Source organism: Bradyrhizobium sp. LTSP857 (genome assembly GCF_000938285.1).
GTDB lineage: Bacteria > Pseudomonadota > Alphaproteobacteria > Rhizobiales > Xanthobacteraceae > Bradyrhizobium.
Genome location: NZ_JYMS01000045.1, coordinates 182,828 through 199,568 on the forward strand (window position 1 = coordinate 182,828; position 16,741 = coordinate 199,568).

The 16,741-nt window shown below is 64.2% G+C and carries 17 protein-coding genes; 10 read left to right on the forward strand and 7 right to left on the reverse strand.

Features of this window, described 5'->3' with window-relative positions; translation table 11 throughout:
- Positions 1-26 precede the first annotated feature (26 nt).
- A complete protein-coding gene (locus UP06_RS28795) occupies positions 27-2,267 on the forward strand; it encodes a N,N-dimethylformamidase beta subunit family domain-containing protein (protein ID WP_045007054.1) in 2,241 nt (746 codons plus the stop codon).
- Positions 2,268-2,285: 18 nt separating this feature from the next.
- Here the strand turns inward: UP06_RS28795 and UP06_RS28800 are convergent, their stop codons facing one another.
- From UP06_RS28800 to UP06_RS28825, 6 genes are all read right to left on the reverse strand, one after another.
- Positions 2,286-2,777: a flavin reductase gene (locus tag UP06_RS28800; protein WP_045007055.1), complete on the reverse strand. Its 492-nt coding sequence runs from the start codon at positions 2,775-2,777 to the stop codon at positions 2,286-2,288.
- Complete coding sequence (locus tag UP06_RS28805) at positions 2,774-4,006, reverse strand: Zn-dependent hydrolase (protein WP_045007056.1); 1,233 nt, start codon at positions 4,004-4,006, stop codon at positions 2,774-2,776. The genes UP06_RS28800 and UP06_RS28805 overlap by 4 nt, the downstream gene beginning before the upstream one ends.
- A gap of 7 nt (positions 4,007-4,013) precedes the next feature.
- Positions 4,014-4,895, reverse strand: coding sequence for an alpha/beta fold hydrolase (locus UP06_RS28810; RefSeq protein WP_045007181.1), 882 nt, complete (start codon positions 4,893-4,895; stop codon positions 4,014-4,016).
- An 11-nt stretch (positions 4,896-4,906) separates the two neighbouring features.
- On the reverse strand, positions 4,907-6,052 hold the full coding sequence (locus tag UP06_RS28815; protein ID WP_045007057.1) for a pyridoxal phosphate-dependent aminotransferase: 1,146 nt from the start codon (positions 6,050-6,052) through the stop codon (positions 4,907-4,909).
- Between the two features lie 7 nt (positions 6,053-6,059).
- A complete protein-coding gene (locus UP06_RS28820; RefSeq protein ID WP_045007058.1) occupies positions 6,060-6,839 on the reverse strand; it encodes an SDR family oxidoreductase in 780 nt (259 codons plus the stop codon).
- Between the two features lie 66 nt (positions 6,840-6,905).
- A complete protein-coding gene (locus UP06_RS28825; protein ID WP_197087414.1) occupies positions 6,906-7,622 on the reverse strand; it encodes a GntR family transcriptional regulator in 717 nt (238 codons plus the stop codon).
- A 224-nt stretch (positions 7,623-7,846) separates the two neighbouring features.
- On the opposite strand from UP06_RS28825, the gene UP06_RS28830 reads away from it, so the two are divergent.
- Genes UP06_RS28830 through UP06_RS28855 form a run of 6 tightly spaced genes read left to right on the forward strand, consistent with a single transcriptional unit; the run spans position 7,847 to position 13,408 of the window.
- The gene (locus UP06_RS28830) at positions 7,847-8,710 is read left to right on the forward strand and encodes an ABC transporter ATP-binding protein (protein ID WP_082081691.1); all 864 of its coding nucleotides are present in this window, start codon (positions 7,847-7,849) and stop codon (positions 8,708-8,710) included.
- Positions 8,707-9,498, forward strand: coding sequence for a class II aldolase/adducin family protein (locus tag UP06_RS28835; RefSeq protein WP_045007059.1), 792 nt, complete (start codon positions 8,707-8,709; stop codon positions 9,496-9,498). Before UP06_RS28830 ends, UP06_RS28835 begins: the two co-directional genes overlap by 4 nt.
- Before the next feature lie 23 nt (positions 9,499-9,521).
- Positions 9,522-10,532, forward strand: a complete 1,011-nt coding sequence (locus UP06_RS28840) for an ABC transporter substrate-binding protein (protein WP_045007184.1) — start codon at positions 9,522-9,524, stop codon at positions 10,530-10,532.
- Positions 10,529-11,344 (forward strand): ABC transporter permease, encoded by an 816-nt coding sequence (locus tag UP06_RS28845; RefSeq protein ID WP_050032176.1) that lies wholly within the window; start codon positions 10,529-10,531, stop codon positions 11,342-11,344. Before UP06_RS28840 ends, UP06_RS28845 begins: the two co-directional genes overlap by 4 nt.
- Complete coding sequence (locus UP06_RS28850) at positions 11,341-12,099, forward strand: ABC transporter permease (protein WP_045007060.1); 759 nt, start codon at positions 11,341-11,343, stop codon at positions 12,097-12,099. Before UP06_RS28845 ends, UP06_RS28850 begins: the two co-directional genes overlap by 4 nt.
- A 4-nt stretch (positions 12,100-12,103) precedes the next feature.
- Positions 12,104-13,408: an LLM class flavin-dependent oxidoreductase gene (locus tag UP06_RS28855; protein WP_045007061.1), complete on the forward strand. Its 1,305-nt coding sequence runs from the start codon at positions 12,104-12,106 to the stop codon at positions 13,406-13,408.
- 46 nt (positions 13,409-13,454) lie between these two features.
- Here UP06_RS28855 and UP06_RS28860 read toward each other — a convergent pair whose 3' ends face one another.
- Positions 13,455-14,183 carry an IclR family transcriptional regulator gene (locus UP06_RS28860; RefSeq protein ID WP_045007062.1) on the reverse strand — a complete coding sequence of 243 codons (729 nt, stop codon included), beginning with the start codon at positions 14,181-14,183 and terminating at the stop codon, positions 13,455-13,457.
- Between the two features lie 91 nt (positions 14,184-14,274).
- Between UP06_RS28860 and UP06_RS28865 the strand changes: the two genes are divergently transcribed.
- The 3 genes from UP06_RS28865 to UP06_RS28875 all read left to right on the forward strand — a co-directional run bounded on the left by UP06_RS28865 (position 14,275) and on the right by UP06_RS28875 (position 16,740).
- Positions 14,275-14,526: a 3-isopropylmalate dehydratase small subunit gene (locus tag UP06_RS28865; RefSeq protein ID WP_045007063.1), complete on the forward strand. Its 252-nt coding sequence runs from the start codon at positions 14,275-14,277 to the stop codon at positions 14,524-14,526.
- 104 nt (positions 14,527-14,630) lie between these two features.
- Complete coding sequence (locus UP06_RS28870) at positions 14,631-15,701, forward strand: pyridoxal-phosphate-dependent aminotransferase family protein (RefSeq protein WP_245305581.1); 1,071 nt, start codon at positions 14,631-14,633, stop codon at positions 15,699-15,701.
- Positions 15,702-15,765: 64 nt separating this feature from the next.
- Positions 15,766-16,740 (forward strand): extracellular solute-binding protein, encoded by a 975-nt coding sequence (locus UP06_RS28875; RefSeq protein ID WP_050032180.1) that lies wholly within the window; start codon positions 15,766-15,768, stop codon positions 16,738-16,740.
- The last annotated feature ends 1 nt before the right edge of the window (position 16,741 follow it).

Sequence of the window (16,741 nt, forward strand, 5' to 3'; positions counted from 1 at the left end):
GAACGTGCCTTGCGAAAGAGACTTTCATGCTTCCCATCACCGGCTATGTCGACCGCTGGAGCGTGCGCCCCGGCGAGACGATCAATTTCATGATCGGCGTCCGCGGCGGCGGACGCTACCGCGCCCGCATCGCCCGCGTGATCTGCGGCGATCCGAACCCGCAGGGCCCGGGCTATCGCGAGATTCCCGTCTCCTCGGCGCTGGAGGGCGAGCATGACGGGCCGGAGCAACAAATCGCCAAAGGTTCATGGATCGATATTCCCACACTCGATCTCGGCAGCGGCGAACGGCCGATTGCCTTCGCGGCGACGATTTGGCCGACGCTGATCGCGGCAGGCCGGCAGGCTGTCCTGAGCTGGAGCAACGGCCATGCTGCATTGACACTTGGCATCGGCGCCAAGGGAGCTTTCTGTAGGCTCGCGACATCAGAGGGCGTCGTCGATGTCGACCTCAGCGTCCCCCTCACCGAGCGCGCCTGGCACGATATCGCCTGCCGGTACGATCCGGCCAGCGGGACGCTGCAACTGGCGCAGGCGCCGCGCAAGGCGAGGCTCGATTACGACGAGCGCGCCGAGAAGAGCATCGCGACCAGGAACGCCCCGCTGTCCGGGACAGGTGCGGCTGCCGTCGCGGCAGAGCGTTCAGGCGTTGGCGTCCATCAGCACTTCAACGGCAAGATCGAACGTCCGCGCATTGTCGATGGCGTCGGTGACGTCGGCGCGATGCTGGCGACGCAACGCAGTGGCGCCGCGACACCGGGCGGCACCATTGCCGAATGGGACCTGTCGATCGGCATCCCCACCGACGTCGCCACCGATATCGGGCCGGCGAAAGCGCATGGACGCTGCGTCAACCTGCCGACGCGCGCCATGACCGGCTCGCGCTGGACCGGCGCCTTGCATCACTGGACCGAGGCGCCGGCGCAGTGGGGTGCTATTCATTTCCACGATGACGATATCGGCGACGCCGGCTGGACGCCCTCGCTCAGCTTCGTCGTGCCGACGGAATGGCAGAGCGGCGTCTATGCCTTGCATCTCGAGAAGGACGGCGCACGCGACAACATCGTGTTCTATGTCCGCGCCGCGATCGCGGGCTCGCAGGCCAAGGTCGCTTTCCTGGCGCCGACATTCAGCTACACCGTCTACAGCCAGTATCAGAAGAAGGGACGCGAGGCGCTGATCACCGAGCGGTCGCGGGCCTGGGGCGCTCTGGCGCAAGCGCCCGACGGCCATCCCGAATACGGCGTCTCACCTTACAATTTCCATTCCGACGGCAGCGGCGTCGGCATGTCGACGATGCGCCGGCCCCTGATCGACAAGCGGGTCAATCAGATCCATCTCATCGACCCGAGCCCTTATGGCTCCGGCCTGTATTGGATCTCGGCCGACAGCTACATCACCGATCTGCTGACGCGCAAGGGCATCGACTTCGAGGTGATCACCGATCACGACGTGCACGCCGAAGGTGCCGAGCTGCTTTCGAAATATTCCGTCGTGCTCACCGGCCAGCACCCGGAATACCACACCACCGAAACGCTCGATGCGCTCAGTACCTATCTCGAGCAAGGCGGCCGCTTCGTCTATCTCGGCGGCAACGGTTTCTACTGGAAGGTGGTGCCGCATGCGAGCGGCCCCTGGGCCCTGGAGCTGCGGCGCGCCGAGGGCGGCATCCGTCTCTGGGGGACAGAGCCGGGCGAAAGCTACCACGCCTTCGACGGTTCCTATGGCGGCCTCTGGCGCCGCCTCGGCCGACCGCCGCAGCTGTTGGCCGGTGTCGGCTTCAGCACGCAGGGCGAATACATGGGTTTCCCCTACACCTTCCTCGACGGCATTCTCGATCCACGCGTCGCCTTCATGCGCGAGGGCATGGAAGGCAAGGCGAAGCCCGGCGGCATTCTCGGCGAGCGCGGGCTGATGGGCGGCGGCGCCGCGGGCCATGAGCTCGATCGCGCCGATGTCCGCCTCGGCACGCCGCCCCACGCCATCATTGTCGGGCGGGCGGTGCTTAACGAGCCGACCTACCAGCCGGTCAACGAGGAGCGTTACGATCACACCTGGCCGGCCGCGCGCGAGGCCATCATCCGGTCCGACCTGACGTTCTTCGAGACCCCGAACGGCGGCGCCGTGTTCTCGGTCGGATCGATGAACTTCATCGGCGCGCTGCCGATCGACAATTACGACAGCGTCGCAGCGCAATTGATCACCAACATCGTCAAACGCTTCGCGAACCCCGCGCCGTTCCCCGCCCCGCGAACAGCCGGCATCTGAGAAGTCCCGCGGGCAAGCTCAGCTGCCCGTCCGTACAGAATGATAGGCGCGGCCTAGATAAATCAGGTGCTCCGTCTCGCCAGATTTCTGGAGCGCCACGACGCGGCAGAACAAGACATCGTGCGTGCCGACCGTGGCGACATCAGTGATCTGGCAGTCGAAGGCAACCGCGCAGTCGGCGAGAACGGGTGCACCCGTTTCGAGCGTCGACCACACTGCCGCAGCGAACCGTTCCGCGACGGGAACCTTGCCGCCAAATAGCCGTGACAGTGACTCTTGCCGAGCTGACAGCACATTGACACACACCAATTTGTTGCCGGCCACGCTTGCATACGCCGAGGATGCACGATTCATGCAGACCAGGAGCGTCGGCGGATCATCGGTGACACTACAGACGGCGGACGCAGTGAAGCCTGCGCGACCTGCGGGACCATCGGTCGTGACGATGCTGACCGCGGCACCGAAACGTGCCATTGCATCGCGATAGTCCTCTGGGGCAATTTCCGTCATACAAGCTCTCGCAACACTTGGGCCAGGACGGACGCGCCGGCGGCGACATCAGCCGGCTCGGCCCATTCGTGCTCCACATGGCTCGCACCGTCCCGGCAAGGAATGAAGATCATCGCCGCCGGACAGACTTTGGCCAAATGGCGCGCGTCGTGACCGGCGGCCGACAGGATGCTCATGGCCGGAAATTCCTGGTCGCGTGCGGCCTGTGAAATCAGCTCGCGCAGGTGGGAATCGAACGCGTTCGAGGGCGCGTCGACCAGCGGCGTCACCATCACCAGGCACGGCGGTGCATGCTGGCCGCAGAGCGCGGTGATGCGCGCGCCCGCCGCGTCAAGCACCGAATTATCCGGATGGCGCAGATCGATGCTGAAGCTGACACGCGACGGCACCACCGAAGGCGCGTTGGGCTGGACGGATACGCGGCCAATAGTGAACTTGATGTCGGCATCGATGCTGCCGATCTCACCATGAAGCGCCGTTGCGATCCGCGCAAAGGCCGCGAGCGCATCCCGCCTCTCCTGCTGCGCGAGCGTGCCTGCGTGTCCCTCCGCACCCTCGACGATCACTTGAAAGGTCTTCTTGCCCTGGATGCCGGTGACGACGCCGATCGTGCGGCGGGCCGCCTCCAGCAGCGGCCCCTGCTCGATATGCAATTCGAGATAGCTCGCCACGGCAAAGCCGAGCGGCCGGTGCGGCAGATCGGGAAATGCCCCGTGGAGACGATCGAGCGCTTCACCGACGCTGACGCCCTCTGCATCGCGCGCGGCGCGGATCGCCGCCATATCACGCTCGCCGGTAAAGGCCTCCGAGCCCATCATGCCCGGAGCAAAGCGCGAGCCCTCCTCGTTCATCCAGGCAACAACGATGACGTCGCGCGCCGGCCTGTCGCCTTGTTCAGCCAGCGAGATCGCCGCTTCAAGCGCCGCCATCACACCGGCTGCGCCGTCGAATTTCCCTCCGGTCGGCTGGCTATCGAGATGACTGCCGATCAGCAGCGGCGGCGCGGTGCGGTCGCGCCCGGCCAGCGTCAGAAGCAGGTTTCCCGCGGCATCCGTCGATGGCGTCAAACCCGCTTCAAGTCCCCAGCCGATGACGCGACGCCATGCCGTGATCTCGCCGTCGCTCAATGCCTGACGGTTGACCCCGCCGGCGGGCGTTGCCCCGATCTCGGCAAGCGCCATCAAGCGCGTCCAGAGCCGATCGGCGTCGATCAGAGGTCGGGTCGTCATCGCTTCGCTACTTCGTGCGCATGATCTGGCCCGGCAGCGCGCGTGGATCGCGCGGGAGCCAGTGTCCGGCCTCGACCTGGGCGATGAACTCGGCGAGCAGCGCGTTGAACGCCGCCGGCTCTTCCAGATTGAGAGTGTGCCCGGTCTTGGGAAACACCGAGAGCCCGCACGCCGGAATCGTCTTCTTGAGGAAGATGCCAGGCTGGAGGCAGTGATCATCCTCATCGCCGACGATCACCAGCGTCGGCACCATCATTGTCTTCAGACCGTCCTCGAGATCGTAGAACGACGGCCGCCGCGCCTGAACGCCGCGCATGGTGTTGGCGGCTCCGCGGTCGGAATGCGTGGCGAGGCGATCAGCAAATTCCTGCCAGCCGCGCGGATCCTTGTTCTGGAACTGCACCCGGCTCGCGCCGAGGGCATAGACTTTGGAGAATTCCTTGGCGCCCTGCTTCTCGAAATTGTCGGCAACCTCGAGGGAGACGCCGCGAAAATACTCCTCGAACTCTTTTTCGCAGCCGTAACCAGCACCGGCCACCGTCAGCGACAAGGCGCGCTCCGGCGTACGCAAACCGAAATGCACCGTGCAGAAGCCGCCCATGGAGAGACCGACGATGTGCGCCTTGTCGATCTTGAGCGCGTCGAGCACGGCAACCGCATCATCAGCGGCGATCGCCTGCGAATAGGCTTCCACGCTGTCAGGCACATCAGACGGCGGATAGCCGCGCGCGGCATAGGTGATGCAGCGGTGACGCCGGCTGAAGAAGCGGAGCTGCGGCTCCCAGCTTGCGTGATTGCCGCCGAATTCGTGGATGAAGAGGATCGGCGTGCCCTCGCCCGCTTCTTCTACGTAGAGCTTCACGCCGTCCTTGGTCGTGATTATCGTCATCAGCATCGTCCCTAGAATTGCGGCGGCAGATCGTTGAGCGTACGCGCTTGCGCAACCATCTCCGGCAACAGTGTGCAGAACTTCTCGGCCCAGGGCTGCGGCACGGAGGTGCTGATCTTCACGAAACGGTCGCCGAAGCGCTGCGTGTGGTAGGTGCCCTGGCGGATCATGATGCCCTGGCGGCGATAGCATTCGACCAGCGCCTCGGGGCGAATACCCGCCGCGATGGTTTCGAGCACCAGAAAGTTTCCGTGCGATGGCATGATCGGCAGCGCCAATCCTTCGATCGCGGCAGCGGCTTCCTGGATCATCGCCTTGTTTGCGCGGTCAATGCCGCGGACCTTCTTCATCCATTCGGCCTTGACGGAAAGCCCCGCCTGCGCCGCGCGCTGGGCGATGACGCTCGTGCCGAGGACGCTCGTGGACGTCAGCGCCAGTTCCTCGAACAAATCCGGGGCGGCAACGAGAGCGCCGATCCGCAAGCCCGCGAGCCCAAGCCATTTCGAAAAGCTGGTCGAGACGACCGAGCCCTTCGGAGCCACATGAAGCGCCGGCGTGTGGCCGTCGGCGAAATCGCGGTAAGTACAGTCGTGCACCAAAAGCGCGCCGCAATCGCGCGCGATCGCTGCAAAGCTCTCGATCTCCTCGCGCGTGTAGCGGATGCCGAGCGGGTTGTTGGGATCGACCAGATAGATGATCGCCGTGCGCTCATCGACATTCGCCTTTAGCGCCTCAGCCGTCAGGCGGTAGTTGCAGGCCGGATCATAGATCGGAATCTCGATCACCTCGGCGCCCTGCTGGCGCGCGAACAGGCATGGCCATTTCCAGGTCGGATCGGTCGTCACCAGCGTCGTGCCGGGCTTGCAGCGCGCGCGACAGATCATGGCCAGCGCGTTGACGCCGCCCTCGGTCACCAGCGCCTCCGCACCCGGCGTGCCGAGATCGGCAACGATTGCGGCGCGCAGTGCCTCGAAGCCAAGCGGCGGAGCATAGGCATTGAACTCGCCAGCCTCGATCGAGCGCAGCATCGCCTCGCGCACGGCGGGGTGGCTCTCGATATGGTTGGTGTTCTGGCCGAGCCAATAGAGTCCCGGCGTTGCCGAGAGCTCGTCGAAATAGCGGTTGCGGACGATCGCTGCCGATTGAGGTCCTGACATCGGCGCCTCAGATCACCGAGCCGCGCGCGGCGATGCCGCCGTCGATCGTCACCACGGTGCCGGTGATGTAGCCGGACCGCGGCGAGGACAGGAACGCAACGAGATCGGCGACCTCTTCCGACGTCGCGGGGCGTTTGCCCGGGTATTTGTCGAACAGTTCCTCCCAGCGGCTCTCGTCGCCGAGCATGTCGATCGACTTGCGCTTCATGATCTTGAGCATGCGGTCGGTCGCAACCGGTCCCGGATTGACCGCGACGACGCGCACGCCGTGATCGAGGCTCCGGCCCCCGAGCGCCTTGGTGAAGGACATCAGCGCCGCGTTGCCGGTTGAGCCTGCGATGTAGCTCGCATCCCAGTTCTCGCCGGAATTGCCGATGATGTTGATGATGACGCCGTCCTTGCCCTTCATGCGCGGATAATAGAGACGCGACAGCGTGATGTAGCCGAACACCTTGAGATCGAAGCCGCGTCGCCACGCCGCGTCATCGAGGATCTCGAGCGAACCGGCCGGGATGTCACCGGCATTGTTGATGAGGATGTCGATGTCGCCGACCTCCGCCGCGAGCTTCTCCATCGCAGCCGTGCTCGACAGGTCGAGCGCGTGGATCGTGATCTTCACGCCGTGACGGGATTCCAGTTCCCGCTTGGCCTGGAGCATCGCCTCGCCGTTGCGGGCGGCCAGATGCAGGTGACACCCTTCCGCGGCGAAGAGTTCGGCCACCGCAAGTCCAATTCCTTTCGACGCGCCGGTGATCAGGGCGGTCTTGTTCGTCAGCTTAAGGTCCACTCCGGGTCTCCAGGATGCAAGCTAGATATACAAGGTCTAGCAATTTGCATACCAAGCGCCCCCGGGTCATTCGAAGGCGGCCAGGAAGTCCAGCAGGTTGTCGCCGAGCAGGTTGACATGATCCCGCATGGCGCTGTGTGCGCGCTCCGGATCATGGGCCAGGATCGCCTCCATGATCGCCTCGTGCTCGCGGATCGTATCGGCGATCCGGTTCGGCATGCGCGTCACCCGGCGGCGATACGCCGCCACCTGATTGCGCAGCTTGCGGGTCTGCTCGGCCAGGAAAGTGTTGCGGGAGGCTTCGTAGATCGCCTCGTGAAATTCCTGATTGATGTCGTAGAAGACATTGATGTCACCGGTTGAGCCTGCTGCTACAAGCCGCTGATGAATCTCGCCAATTTCACCACCCCAAGCCTGTGAGACGCGCCGAGCGGCAAGGCGGGCGCAGAGCCCTTCGAGCTCCGCCATCACCTGAAACATCTCGATCAGCGCCTGCGCCTTGATGCTGCGGACCGTCGCCCCCTGCCGCCCGCGCAGCTCGACCAGATTGTTGGCGGCCATCAGGCGGAACGCCTCCCGCACCGGCGTGCGCGAGACCCCGAAGCGCTGGGCGATCTCCTGCTCGTCGAGCCGGCTGCCCGGCTCGAGATGCCCCGCCGCGATCGCCCCTTCGAGCTTCTGGCGCAGGCTTTCGGCGAGCGTTATGCCGGGGCTTGGCGCCAGGGACTCTTGCCCGTTTTTCACGCGTCTGCCTCCGATATGTGCACCAATATCCGCCATCATGTTTCTCCGATACCGATATACGTATACAAAATGGCACTCATCTTCCAGTGAAACAGCTGATTTTCTCTCTTGGACACGCACGACTCAGACGCATTCGCCGTCGATCTCGCAAGTCTTATGCCTGATTTGCCCGGAAATCGCGCTGGCACACGAGTTGCTAAGAGATTTCGATGCGGTCCGCTGTCGTATGCGAAGGGCCGCCGCCATTATACAAGGACATGCCGGTGCAGGCCGCACGCCTACCCAATCCCGGACCGACCACCGAAGCCCCGCAGGCGCCGCCGAAGCCTGAGCCGCTGCTTGAAATGCGTGCTGTCAGCAAGACCTTCGGTGCTGTCGCGGCACTGTCGGGACTTCAGGCGAACATCGCCCCCGGCGAGTTCGTCACCGTCGTCGGCCCGAGCGGCTGCGGCAAGAGCACCCTGTTCAACATCGTTGCCGGACTGGAAGAGCCGGACGCCGGTGGCATTCTTCGCTTCGAGGGCAAGAGCTGCCACGCCGCCGATCTGCTCGGCCGCGTCTCCTTCATGCCGCAGCGCGACTTGCTGTTTCCCTGGCGCAACGTGGTCGACAACGCCATCCTCGCGCTCGAGGTCGAGGGCATGCCGCGCGACCAGGCGCGCGCCAAAGCGCTGAAGATGCTACCCGAGTTCGGGCTCGCCGGTTTCGAGAAGCAATATCCCAATCAATTGTCGGGTGGCATGCGCCAGCGCGTCGCCTTGATGCGCACCTTTCTGTTCGAGCGCGACCTGATGCTGCTGGACGAGCCGTTCGGCGCGCTCGACGCGCTGACGCGGGCGATGATGCAGCGCTGGCTGCTCGACGTCTGGCAGAAATACCGCCGTACCATTCTCTTCATCACCCACGACGTCGATGAGGCGATCTTCCTTGGCGACCGCGTGCTGGTCATGACGGCACGCCCCGGCTCGGTGAAGCTCGAACAGGTCGTCGATCTCCCCCGCCCGCGCCGGCCCGAGATCGTCACGTCCCCCGAATTCATCCGTCTCAAGCGCACGCTGCTCGATGCAATCGAGGAAGAAAGCATGAAATCGTTCCAATCCTCCATCGCGCAGGAGAAGTCGCAATGAACGCGTTGTCAGCGCGAGAGCCGCAACCCGCGCCGCGCGGCATCGAGCCGGCGGAATGGGATGCCCGGATCAAGCTTGCGGCCTGCTATCGCATGGTTGCGAAGCTCGGCATGGACGATTTGATCTACAATCACATCTCCTTGCGCGTTCCCAGCCATGAAGATCAGTTCCTCATCAACCCCTATGGGCTGCTGTTCGACGAGATCTCGGCGTCGAGCCTGGTCAAGATCGACACCAGGGGTAACAAGCTCGACGACACGCCGCAGGCCGTGAACGTTGCAGCCTTCGTGATCCACGCCGCGATCCACACCTCAAACCACGATGCGGCCTGCGTGCTGCACACCCATTCCGACGCGAGCGTTGCGGTCTCCGGGCAGGAGAAGGGATTGCTGCCGCTCAGCCAGTTCGCGATGCGCTTCTACGAGCGCCAAGCCTTTCACGATTACGAAGGCGTCGCCATCGACGTCGATGAGCAGGTCCGCCTGGTGCGTGATCTCGGCCCGCACAAGGTCATGCTGATGCGCAACCACGGCATCCTCACCGTCGGACGGACGCCGGGCGAGGCCTTCATGCTGCTCTATTATTTCGAGCGTGCCGCGCGGATCCAGCTCCAGATGCAGGCTGCCGCCGCAGCCGGCGCCAAACTGGTGATGCCGCCGCACGAGGTGTGTGAGAAGGCCGCCCGCCAGTTCTGGGAGTTGCAGGGCGACATCCTCGTGCCCGGCGAACGCGAATGGCCGGCGCTGATGCGCCAGCTCGACCGCACCGATCCATCCTACCGCAATTGATTTTCACCGCCTGGAGCATGACCATGTTGAGCCGACGCCACGCCTTCTCAGTCCTCTCCGCCATCGCGCTGGCGACCGGCTCCCTGTCGGCGCATGCGGCCGAGCCGCAGAAGGCGAGCCTGCGCCTGAAATGGCTGCCGCAGGCGCAGTTCGCTGGCTTCTACGTCGCAGCGGCCAAGGGTTATTACAAAGCCGAGGGCATCGACCTCACCATCAATCCCGGCGGCCCCAATCTGCTCACCGAAAACCTGGTTGCGACCGGCGCCGACACGTTCGGCCTGTCCGGCGGCACCGACAGCGTCTTCGCGGCCCGTGACAAGGGACTGCCGATTGTCTGCATCGGCGTGTCGCACCAGATCACGCCCTTCATCTTCGTCACCCGCAAGGACGGACCGGTGAAGACGCTCCAGGACTTCAAGGGCAAGACCGTCACCACCTGGTTCACCGGTGCCAACCATGTGCTGAACGGCATGCTGGCCAAGGAAGGCATCAAGCCCGACGAGGTGAAGATCCAGCCGCAGCAGGTCTCGGTGACGCCGTTCGTCGATGGCAACGTCGACGTCATCACGGCGACCTATTACAACGAGTTCTACACCATCCAGTCGCGCATGCCGAAGGACAGCCTGAAGACCTTCGTCGCCGAGGACTACGGCATCACCTTCCCGCGCGACACGCTGATCGTGGCGGAGGCGACCGCCAAGGAGAAGCCGGAGCTCGTCAAGGCTTTCCTGCGCGCCTCGCTGAAGGGCTGGAAGGATGCCTTCGCCGATCCCAAGGGCGCCGTCGACACCGTGATGGCCGCAGCACCCACGCTCGACCGCGCGCAGCAGGAGTTCATGCTCACCGAGGTGAAGCGGTTGATGACGGCCGGCGCCGCGGCGAAGAACGGCATGTTCTGGATCGACGCCGACGCCGTCAAGACCGCCCACGACTTCTTCCTGAAATACGGCGTCATCTCCAAGCCGCTCGATCTCGCTGCTGCCTATGACGCAAGCTTCATCCAGAGCGTGCCGCTGGCAGACCGGCTGCCGTGAGCAGCCCTTCGGCGACATCGCTTGGCGAAAGCGGGGTGACCGCGCGGCGCATGGCGATGCCGGATTGGCTGCGCAAGCTGATGCGGCTCCTGCTCGGCCTCACCATTGCGGCAATGATCTGGGAAGGCTCAGTGCTGCTCTTCGGCATCCGGCCCTATTATCTGCCGCGCCTCAGCACGATCCTGATGGCGATTGCGGCCACCCCGCGCGCCTATGTCGACGGCTTCCTGCGCACGCTTGCGGAAACGCTAATCGGCTTTGCCGCCGGCGGCGCGTTCGGCGTATTCATAGGCGTCGCGTTCTTCCGCGTCCGTGCGCTGCGCGAGATGGTGTTTCCGATCTTCGTCGTATCGCAGACCATTCCGGTCATCGCATTCGGCGCGCTGGTCGTGCTGTGGTTCGGCAACACGCTGCTCGCCAAGGCGATCATCGCATTCTATCTGACCTTCTTTCCGGTGACGGTGAACACCCTGTCGGGCCTCGAGACCGTCGATCCCAAGCAGGTTGACTTGATGCGCAGCTTTGGCGCCTCCAACCGTCAGCTCCTGCCGCGCTTGCAGCTTCCATCCGCGCTTCCGCAGATATTCGTGGCGCTGCGGCTTGCCGCTTCGCTGAGCCTGGTCGGCGCGATCGTCGGCGAATGGTTCGGCGACACCACCGGGCTCGGCGTGTTGCTGCTCCAGGCCATGTTCACCGAGAACGTGGTCGCCATCTGGGCGGCCCTGCTCGCCGCCGCCCTGCTCGGCACGGGCTTCTATGCAGTCGTCGCCGCGGTCGAGCGGCGTCTTGTGTTCTGGAACGCCGAGCAATGAGCCGCGCCGTTGCCTCACCCTCGCTCGCGGTCCAGCGCGGCATTCTGGGCGCCGTCCTTCTGATCGCGTGCTGGGAAGGCGTGGCGCGCGGACTGCACCTGCCGGCCTATGTTCTTCCAGCCGTCAGCGACATCCTCGTCGGCCTCTGGTCCAAGCGTGCAATCCTCATTGATGCTGCCGGCTATACCCTGCTCGAAGCGCTGGTGGGCTATGGGCTCGGCTGCCTGATCGGCATCGGCCTTGCCGTCGCCATCGCCTTAGTGCCGGCGTTGCGTAGCGCGATCCTGCCGTTTGCGACAGCGATCAATTCAGTGCCCGTGGTCGGCTATTCGCCACTGATCCTGCTCTGGTTCGGCATCGGCGTCAGCTCGAAGATCGTCATGGTGGCGATGGCGGTGAGTTTTACCGTCCTGCTGTCGATGCTGGCGGGACTCGACCGTGTCGATCGCCGCGCCGTCGATCTCATGAAGAGTTTTGGCGCAAGCCGCTTCGGCGTGCTGTGGCGCCTGCGCCTGCCGACCGCATTGCCGTTGCTACTGGCCGGAATGCGCGTCTCGACCGTGCGCAGCGTCATCGTGGCGATCGTCACCGAGATGCTCGGCGCCCAGGGCGGGCTCGGCTGGGTGATCTACCAGGCCGTGCTCCAGATCGACTTCGTCCAGGTCTGGTCGGCGATCTTCGTGGCCTCCGCCGCGAGCCTCGCCTTCTTCGGCCTGATCGGCTTTCTCGAACGCAAGCTCCTGTTCTGGACATGATGCCATGAAACGTCAGATGCATCTCGGCCTGTTCATCCTGGGGACCGGCAGCCACGTCGCAGGCTGGCGCTATCCCGGCGCGGTGGACAGCTTCCAAGACTTCGCGGCGATCCAGGAGATCGGCCGCACCGCCGAGCGCGGCAAGTTCGACCTGATCTTCATGGGCGATAATCTCTACGCAGACGCCAGCGCGCATCCTTCCTACACGCTGCGACTGGAGCCGCTGACCATGCTGGCGGCACTTGCCACCTCGACCAGCCATGTCGGGCTCGGGGCCACGGTGTCGACGACCTATAGCGATCCGTTCTCAGTCGCGCGCGTATTCGCCTCGCTCGATCATATCAGCAACGGTCGCGCGGCGTGGAATGCGGTAACGACGGCCAATCCGGCGACCGCTGCCAATTTCGGCACCACCCATCCCGACCACGCCCGCCGTTACGAGATGGCCGGTGAATTCCTCGACGTCGTGAAAGGCCTGTGGGACGGCTGGGCTGATGACGCCATCGTCACCGACCGCGCGAGCGGACTCTACATCGATCCGGCAAAGCTGCGCGCGATCGACCATGAGGGCCCATTCTTCAAGGTGAAGGGCCCACTCAATATCGGCCGCAGCCCGCAAGGCCGCCCCGTCGTGCTCCAGGCCGGCGGCTCGGAGGCAGGACAGGCGCTCGCCGCACGCACTGCCGACATCGTGTTCTCCGTGGTGCAGGACATCGACGAAGCCAAGGCCGGCTACGCGTCATTGAAAGACCGTCTGCCGGCGTTCGGCCGCAAGCCGGAAGACGTCACGGTACTGCCGGGCGTCATGCCGATCGTCGGCCGCACCGACAAGGAGGCGTTCGAGAAGCTCAACGTGCTCCAGAGCTTCGTCAGCGGCAGCAACGCAATCGCCATTCTCTCGGACCGCTTCGGCCGCGACATGTCGGCCTATGATCTGGACGGACCGGTTCCGGACATCGCGCCGTCCGACAGCTATCACAGCTTCGCCAGCGTCATGCTTGCCAAGGCGCGCCGCGAGAACATGACTCTGCGCGATCTCTACAATCTCACCGCGGCCGCACGCGGCCATTGGGTGCTGTGCGGCTCGGCCGAACGCATCGCCGACACGCTGCAACACTGGTTCGAAGACCACGCGGCCGACGGCTTCAACGTGATGCCGCCCTACTTCCACGAAGGATTTGAGGATTTTGTAGAGCTCGTGGTGCCCATTCTCCAGGAGCGCGGACTATTTCGCACGGACTATGAAGGGACGACGTTGCGCGATCATCTTGGCCTTGAGCGACCAGCGAATCCGTTCTTCAAGGATTGAGCTACCTTAACGTAAGACCGCATTCGGTGTCGCGGACTAGGTGGTCTCAGGGAGAGTCGGCCGATGGCAGGCTGATGATCCGCGGCGTGCCGATCTCCCGGGGCAATGGCGCACCGAGCACAAGTGAGAGCCGATGCGATGCGTCGATGAGACGAGATGCCAGCGCCTTGAGGTCAGCCCGACGGATACGTTCGACGGGACCGCTCACGGTCATGGCACCGACCAGCGCTCCGTCATGGCCGAAGACGGCGGTGGACAGGGAGGCCGTTACAGCGTCGTAGACACCGGAACTGACGAAGACGCGCACACCGTCATCCATGCGGTCTGCCCAACGGGCCGTCCTCAGCACCTCTCCCGTCGAAGTCAAATCGAGCGGCGCGAGATTTGTGGGCCGTGCGACGTCGCGGACGAGTTGGGGCGAATCCACCCGAAATAGGCAGAGCCGGCTGTCGCGTTCGCGCACATGGAACGCGCTGCTCTCCAAGGTGTCCTGGCTCAGCTGCTGAAGCACCGGCAGCACGTGCTGTTCGAGATTGAAATTGGCCCGATATGTGGTGCCGAGCTGAAAAGTCTTCGCGCCGAGTGCATAGCGGCCGTCACCCAAGCGGACGAGGTAGCCGGCTTCGTCCAACGACACGAGCGAGCGCATCACGGTCGGCTTCGCCAAACCCGTGATCCTGGCGATGTCCGCCAGGCCGCGCGCCCCGGCTCCCGCGAAGGTGTCCAGAATCGCCAGCGCGCGTTGCACGGCGGCGACTCCTTGTGTCTTGGCCATCGAAATCCCTGTGCCGATTTTCGGTTGACCTCGGTTTACCACCGTTACACTATGCGTAACGGCGTTCCATTTTCAATGGGGTTCGATAGAGATGGCCGGGCGTACGATCTCCGAGAAGATCCTCGCTCGAAAATCCGGATCAACAACGGCCTGCTGCCTCTCGTCTGCAAACAGGGGCATTCGCGACGGCGACATCCTGATCTCCGACGGCCTAGGTGCGAACCGCAACGAACGCACCGGCGAAACGCCGAGACCGGAGCCTCTGCCGCCGATCATGCTAGCGATTCTGGATGCTGGCGGACTCGTTCCCTACATGCGTCAGAACGGTGACTTCAAGCTATGACAACCAACGACACTCCTTCCGCCATCGCTTCGATGGGATACCGCCTTCGGCTTCCCGGCCCAACTGAAGTCCCTGAGCGCGTGCGGCAGGCGATGGCCCGCTTGATGGTCAGCCACCGCGGTCCCGAGTGCCGGACTGCGATTGGCGAAGCAGAAGAGATGATCCGCCCGGTTCTGGGCACGACGAACCGTGTCCTGTTTTTTGCCAGCTCGGGCACGGGCCTGATGGAGGCCGCGCTCGTCAACGTGGTCGAACCCGGTAGCAGGATCCTCGTGATCGAGCACGGCCAATTTGGCGAGCGCTTCACTTCGATTGCCAAGGCCATGAACATCACAGTCGACACAGTCCCCATCGCGTGGGGCCAGGCGATCGATGTCGCTGCGGTGGAGGGCCGGTTGCGCGAGCACGCCTATCGGGCCGTCGTCGTCGTGCACAATGAGAGCTCGACCGGGATCGTGGCCGATCTCGCAGCACTGGGCGCACTTATGCGCGACCAGCCAACGCTGCTCATCGCAGATTCGGTGAGTGGTCTCGGCGGCATCGCGATGCGGCAGGACGAATGGGGCGTCGACATCGTGGTCTCGGCCTCGCAGAAGGCCCTGATGTGCCCGCCGGGCCTTGCTCTTGCCAGCGTGAGCGCCAAGGCGTGGCGCGTGATCGAACAGGACGTGGGACGATCGGTCTTCTATTGGGATTTCCGGCGAGCGCTGAAATCCGCGGAGCAGAACGAGACCGCGTTCACGGCTCCGGTGAGCCTTATCTATGGCCTGCGTGAAGCCTTGACGATGATGCACGAGGAGGGCTTCTCCAACGTGCTCGCGCGCCACAAGCGGCTCTCCGGCGCGCTGCGCGCCGGCGGCGCAGCGCTCGGGCTCGCAGATTTTTGCAATGATGGGCCGCGCTCGAATACGGTCGTGGTGTTCAAAGTCCCTGACGGGCTTGAAGGCGGAGCCATCGTGCGGCAGCTCTACCAGGATCACCGCACGGTGATCGCGGGCGCCCGCAACCGTCTCTCCGGACGGGTCATCCGGTTTGGCACGATGGGTGCTTTGAGCGACGGAACCATTCTGACCGACCTTCTGCATCTCGAAGACGCGCTCACGAAGCTCGGTCTGAATATCCAGCACGGTGCAGGACTCAAGGCAGCCGCCGAGCACCTCGCCTCAATCAAATGAACAACGGCTAAACCGACAAGGGCGAACCACGATGAGATGTCCTGCCTCCGTCCTCGCCCGAGCAGTGACGCTCGCGGCATCGCTCCTCGCAGCCGGGTCGGCATGGGCCCAGCAGAACGTCGTGCTCTATTCGGCAAACGACGACACCGTGAACAAGCTTGTCAGCGACGGTTTTAACAAGGCGACCGGAATCAAGGTCGACGTGGTGTCGACCGGATCAGGTGTCCTTGTGCGCCGCGTCGCCTCCGAAGCCGCCAATCCACAGGGCGACGTGATCTGGGGTGTCAATGCGACGATCCTGCGGCTGGCCAGCCCCTACCTTCAGGCCTATCCGGCCAAGGGACGCGAAGCCGTGCCGGCCCAATTCCGTGATCCAAACGATCTCTGGTTGGGCACGAACATCCAGGTCGTTGTGATCGGCCTGAACACGAAGGCGATCGACAGCGCCGGCGGGCCCAAATCCTGGGCCGATCTCCTCGACCCGAAATGGAAAGGCAGGCTCGCCTTTACCGACCCGGCCAATTCCGGATTCTCCTATGCGGCGGCCACCACGCTTCTCTCGCTGTGGGGCGAAGGAGACGCGGCGTGGACGAAGATGGGCGAGCTGCTTGGGAATGCGAAAGTCCTCAACCGCTCGACACAGGTCTTCGACGGGGTAGGCAGCGGCGAGTATCCGCTCGGCATCACCCTCGAATATGCCGGCTTCCTGTGGGCCCATAATGGTGCGCCGGTGGGCGTCGTCTATCCGCCCGAGGGCACTTACGCGGGCGTCGAAGGCGCGGCTGTCCTGAAAGGGGGACCGAACCCGGAGCCGGCCAAGAAGCTCGTTGACTATCTGGCCAGCAAGGAAGTCCAGGAGATGTTGCTCAAGGCGACCTTCCGGCGCCCTGCCCGTCAGGACATCGAACTGGATGCCCTCGCGGCCGGCATGCCACCGTTCGCGGTGATCAAGGTGCTGCCCTACGACGACGGCAAATGGGAAGCGGCCCGGCGCGAGACCCTCGCGCGGCTGAAGACCACGATTCAGAACACACGCTGAT

Coding starts and splice junctions, on each gene's coding strand:
- UP06_RS28850 (WP_045007060.1), top strand. CDS start 11,341: ATGAGCCGCGCCGTTGCCTCACCCTCGCTCGCGGTCCAGCGCGGCATT.
- UP06_RS28795 (WP_045007054.1), top strand. CDS start 27: ATGCTTCCCATCACCGGCTATGTCGACCGCTGGAGCGTGCGCCCCGGC.
- UP06_RS28825 (WP_197087414.1), bottom strand. CDS start 7,622: ATGATGGCGGATATTGGTGCACATATCGGAGGCAGACGCGTGAAAAAC.
- UP06_RS28840 (WP_045007184.1), top strand. CDS start 9,522: ATGTTGAGCCGACGCCACGCCTTCTCAGTCCTCTCCGCCATCGCGCTG.
- UP06_RS28865 (WP_045007063.1), top strand. CDS start 14,275: ATGGCCGGGCGTACGATCTCCGAGAAGATCCTCGCTCGAAAATCCGGA.
- UP06_RS28855 (WP_045007061.1), top strand. CDS start 12,104: ATGAAACGTCAGATGCATCTCGGCCTGTTCATCCTGGGGACCGGCAGC.
- UP06_RS28860 (WP_045007062.1), bottom strand. CDS start 14,183: ATGGCCAAGACACAAGGAGTCGCCGCCGTGCAACGCGCGCTGGCGATT.
- UP06_RS28800 (WP_045007055.1), bottom strand. CDS start 2,777: ATGACGGAAATTGCCCCAGAGGACTATCGCGATGCAATGGCACGTTTC.
- UP06_RS28805 (WP_045007056.1), bottom strand. CDS start 4,006: ATGACGACCCGACCTCTGATCGACGCCGATCGGCTCTGGACGCGCTTG.
- UP06_RS28810 (WP_045007181.1), bottom strand. CDS start 4,895: ATGACGATAATCACGACCAAGGACGGCGTGAAGCTCTACGTAGAAGAA.
- UP06_RS28870 (WP_245305581.1), top strand. CDS start 14,631: ATGGTCAGCCACCGCGGTCCCGAGTGCCGGACTGCGATTGGCGAAGCA.
- UP06_RS28835 (WP_045007059.1), top strand. CDS start 8,707: ATGAACGCGTTGTCAGCGCGAGAGCCGCAACCCGCGCCGCGCGGCATC.
- UP06_RS28815 (WP_045007057.1), bottom strand. CDS start 6,052: ATGTCAGGACCTCAATCGGCAGCGATCGTCCGCAACCGCTATTTCGAC.